We start from the raw sequence: 4,588 nt of genomic DNA on the forward strand, positions 1-4,588 counted from the left end.
GTCTTTTGAATCGTGCGGAAGTTCGGTGCCAGAATGTCGTACCGGACTTTTAATTTGCCGTCGGCGATTTTGTGCTCGCCGCGGAGTTGCATGAAGTCTTCGATGCGTGCCGAAATTTCGACGAGAACGCCTTCGATGCTTTGCACGGATTTTCCGTCGTCGCTTGTGGCGACTTCCTGGTAGCTGTAACGGGCGCGCTTGCCGTTCGGAAGCGTGTAATGGTCGGGGAATGTCTTGCCTAGCCATTGCAGCATGGACTTGCCAAAGTATTCTTCGACAATGCTCCTGTAACGGTCTTCATTAATGTCGCGGAGCAGGAACTTGCCGCTTGCGAATTCGTCGAAGATGAGTTCCATGTCTTCTTCGTTGAATTCGGGGAGACCGTATTCCGGGTAAAGTTTGGCGGCAAGGCGCATCTTGATGAGCAGCGTTTGCACGGCTTCGGTCAGGAACTTTCCGCTCCAGTTTTCCTTCTCAATTTTTTCGTGCCAGGCGTCAACGGTAAGCTTCTTGAGTTCTTCGAGAACCTTGGGCGATGCCTCTTGCGTGAGGATTTCTTTGCGGGAAAGCTCGGTGACGGAGCCGTCGGCGTTTTCGGATTCGCTGATTTCGACACCGATGAATCTTTCTTGTCCGCTGCGCCACAAGAGCTCGTAGCGGGTCTTGGCTTTGTTGCCACTGAGCATGTCTTGCGATATGGGGGCGTAAAGATTCACCTTAAGTTCCGACTTGGTGGTGCCGGTGCGGAGCATGCTGAGTGCAAGAATCGCGTAAGGTGGTTCTGCAACTTGCAGGCGAATAACGTTCTGGTTGGCGAGTTTGTAGGCGTTACCGCTGGGTGTGGCGAGCCTGTCGGGGAAGGCCTTGAACAATTGCTTGCAGGTGAATGCTTCTGTGGATTGCTTCGTCGTTGCACTCCTCGCAATGACGTGAGTGGAATAGCCGTTTTCGTCATTGCGCGTTGCGCCATGACAATGCGGCTCGGCAATGAGCCCGCAAGCGGTCTCGCTGCACTCGCCTTTTACGTCATTGCGAGCCTCGTTAGAGGCGTGGCAATCCATTCTGAATTCCGAATTCCGAACTCCGAATTCAAGAGCCGCTTTCTGCAACAACAATTCCGAGGGCTCGATTTGCAGAACTTCGGGGACAATTCCTTGAGGCATGCGCTTTTCGGATTCTTCGCTCCAGAGGCGAATGGCGCAACCGTTTTGCGTACGGCCGCTACGGCCGCTGCGCTGAATGGCATTCTGCATCGAAATCGGAAGCGTGCGCAGCACGTTCACTTTTTCGCTGTCGTCATACAGGCTCACGCGTTCAATGCCGCTATCGACAACGCCCGTCACGTTCGGCACGGTGATAGACGTTTCGGCGATGTTTGTCGTGAAGATGACGCGGGGGTGCTCAGTGACTTCAAAAATGCGGTCTTGTGTTTCGCGGTCCTGTCCGCCGTAGAGTTCCAGAAATTCGGCGCAGTTGTTGCCTAATGCTTCGGCGGCGGCGGTGTGACAGCGGGCGATTTCGGCTTTACCTGGTAAGAATACCAGTGTGGTTTGCCAGATGTTGTTGCGGTAGAGCGTGCGGAGCGCCCGCACCACTTCGGCGTCAAGCCCAACGCCCGAAACAAGCGATGTCCCCGTGGCAGGCGTCTGGTTGATAATCTGGACGGGGTAGAGCGGGTGGCCGAGACTTAAGCATTTGACGCCGAGAACCGTTTCGAGTTCGGAACGGTTCAAAGCCGCCGACATTACGGCGATACGCGGACTTTTAGATCCTTCGACTTCGCTCAAGATGACATTCTCTCGTCTAAAATACGCAAACAGCAAGTCCATGTCAGCTTTGCGTTCGTGGTATTCGTCGAACACGATCCAGTCGGCATCCAGCTTGCCGTGCAGCAGTTCCTGCAGAAAGTTTCCGTAGGTCTGAAAAAGGATGCGTGTCTCGGCGCTTTTGCAACTGTCTTGCCTGAACTGGTAGCCGACGGTCTTGCCGCAGGATTCTCCGTGGAGTTTTGCCGAAAACTGCGCAAGTGCGAGTGCTGCAATGCGGCGAGGTTGCAGTACGACCACGCGGCCTTTGCAATGCTTGCTTAGGAACCAGGGAATAAAGAGCGATTTACCAGAACCTGTTGGTGCCTCAATAAGCAAATGACGCGACTCCGCAAGAGCCGCTTCGAGCCTGCCTTCTTCTTCGGCGAGAGCTAAGTCGTTATAATTCACTAAAGGCTAAAGACTAAAAACTAGCGAGGAAATTTCAGCCTTTCACCGGTGGTCACGTCGTTGTAAGGCTTCTTGCCTTCGCGAAATTTCTGGTTGATAACCAGGTTGTCTATGCGGCGACGGAGACCCTGTTCGGTCTTGCAGAAGAAGTAAGCGACCTTGTTGGTGCCTGGCACGAGGAACATCGCTAGTTTGTACTTTTGCGACACGGCGCGGCGGAAAAACTTGAGGTCTTCCTTCTTCGGAACGACGAGATTGCTACCGTCCTTGACTTCGCAGAGCATGTCGGCATCGGCTAGCAGGGCTTGGGATTTTTGCTTGAGAGCGGCAAAGTTGGGCTCGGTGTTCTTCTTGATGGTTTCAAGACTGAATGCGCCTCCGCCTTCCTTGAGGGCTTTGCGGACTCCGCGGATGGCGAAGATTGTGAGGACGATAACAATCAGGGCAATAAGCCATGGCCAATAGTTGGCAAGAAAATCTAGCATAAAAACCTCGGGGGTTCAGTTTTACGCTCGCAAATATAGAAAAAAATTTAAGGAGGCAAGCTTTTTCTATATTCGTGTTTGTGATAAGTCGTTTGAAAAGACATTTTTTTACATCTGCCGTAATAGCTTTTTTCTCGGGATTTGCTTTTGCTGACATTGGTGCTTGTCCCGAAGGCACAGTTATTTCGTCTATCCAGTTTGAGGGGCTTGAGCATACGAAACCTCGCGTGGTGGAACGAGAACTGTTGAACCATGTGGACGAGCCGTTCTCTGTTGAAAAGTTCGATCTTGAAAAACGTCGCCTGCATGATTTGGACTTGTTTACGAGTGTCTCGGCTAGGTGTGATGGCGGAACCCTGACATACTCGTTCGTGGAAATTTTCCGCTGGATTCCCGCCCCGGCAGGTAAAACGACTGACCGCGACGGCCTGATGCTTGGCGTTGCGCTTGCGAACTTGAATGTACTTGGCGAAGATATTCGCGCCGAAATCCAGTACCGTACGGCCTTGGATCCGCTTTTCGACAAGAACGAATATGCGGTTTATATCAGTTCGCCTTATTTGTTCGGGCTCCCGCTCGGCTGGAATTTTGAGTTCCTCGTGACTGACAGTTACGACGAAGTCCACGATTTTGATGAAAAGAGCATCTTGGTGGACCTTGATTTGGACTACAAGATTTTGCCGCACCTTTCACTTTTGTGGACTGTGACTGGCCGCGATCTGCAAGATGCGGCCTTCTTGCCAGAACTGGGGATGGGATTTGCCTTTGATTATCGCGACTCTAAGTTGGATACTCGTAGGGGAGTCTATTTTGAATACATGCTTACTCACGTAGGCGAAGGTGACGATAGCGATTCCGACTGCCTTGTTGAAACTGGCTCTAGCTGCAAGGGGATGGGAGGCGAAAACTTCTGGGAACTCCTGACGGATGCCCGAGCCTATTATACGGTAAGTCGCTTTGTGACGGGGGCTACGGCGCTGGTGCGCTACCGCCCTGGCGATGTAGAATTCTACGATTATTTTTCGCATGGTGGGGTGAATAGCTATCGGGGCCGTTATGCAGATGGAGTTCGTTTGGGGGTGCACGAGGCTTTGCTTAACTTGGAAGAACGCTTTGTTCTGATGGACCGTCAGGCCGCAAGTATTGCAGGCGTGAATTTCTTCTATGGCCTGCAGCTGGTGGCTGGCTTTGACGGAAGCCTGTTGTGGAATTCTGGCTGCCCCGGTTGGGAAAATTACGAAGGAGCCGTTTACGGCGGCGTTCATCTGGTGGTTCCCGCCGTGGATCGTTTGCGTTTCGAGGTGGGCTATAGCCCCGACAGGGGGGAACCCAAGTATTTTTTCGGAATAATCGAGAAGGTTTCGACATCTCGTTGGCGCAGCAGGTAGTTTTAAGTAAACAACCCTTTACAAATTTTTGATAAATGCTAAATTAGGACTTATATTTGTATTAAAAAGATAATATGGGCTCAAAGTGGGCCTTTGGAGTATAAATGTCAATTAACTATCTGGATCTCCCGATTGGTCGCAAGTATCCGTTCGAAGTGGACTGCGTCGTGGAAATTGGTAAGGACACGAACCTCAAGTACGAATATGACGAACGTCTGCACGTGTTCCGCCTGGACCGTTGCCTGCTCAGCTCCATGAGCTATCCCTGTACCTACGGATTTATCCCGAGCACCAAGGCTGATGACGGTGATGCTCTCGACATGCTGATTTACAGCCCCGCCTCCATGATGACGGGAACAGTTTGCACCTGTCGCGTGATTGGTGCGCTTGACATGACGGACGGTGGCAAGAAGGACTATAAGGTTCTCGGGGTTCCCGTGTTCAACCCGCGTCCGATCAAGGACATTGGCGACGTGGACCAGATGTTCCTCCGCATTAC

The 4,588-nt window shown here is 52.0% G+C and carries 4 protein-coding genes; 2 read left to right on the top strand and 2 right to left on the bottom strand.

The features are described 5' to 3' along the window. Together Q0628_RS11050 and Q0628_RS11055 are read right to left on the bottom strand one after the other, a co-directional pair. The coding region (locus tag Q0628_RS11050; RefSeq protein WP_298770989.1) for an ATP-dependent helicase C-terminal domain-containing protein at positions 1–2,216 on the bottom strand (2,216 nt) is incomplete at its 3' end. Between the two features lie 20 nt (positions 2,217–2,236). Further along, positions 2,237–2,701, bottom strand: coding sequence for a hypothetical protein (locus tag Q0628_RS11055; RefSeq protein WP_298770991.1), 465 nt, complete (start codon positions 2,699–2,701; stop codon positions 2,237–2,239). A 92-nt stretch (positions 2,702–2,793) separates the two neighbouring features. On the opposite strand from Q0628_RS11055, the gene Q0628_RS11060 reads away from it, so the two are divergent. Together Q0628_RS11060 and Q0628_RS11065 are read left to right on the top strand one after the other, a co-directional pair. After that, entirely contained in the window at positions 2,794–4,089 is a 1,296-nt protein-coding gene (locus Q0628_RS11060; protein ID WP_298770993.1) for a BamA/TamA family outer membrane protein, read from the top strand. 104 nt (positions 4,090–4,193) lie between these two features. Beyond that, on the top strand, positions 4,194–4,588 hold a 395-nt coding region (locus Q0628_RS11065; protein ID WP_298770995.1), incomplete at its 3' end, for an inorganic diphosphatase.

Source organism: uncultured Fibrobacter sp. (assembly GCF_937877005.1).
GTDB lineage: Bacteria > Fibrobacterota > Fibrobacteria > Fibrobacterales > Fibrobacteraceae > Fibrobacter.

What these genes read in the sequence shown, in the direction of transcription:
- Q0628_RS11055 (WP_298770991.1), bottom strand. Translation starts at nt 2,701, where the DNA reads ATGCTAGATTTTCTTGCCAACTATTGGCCATGGCTTATTGCCCTGATT.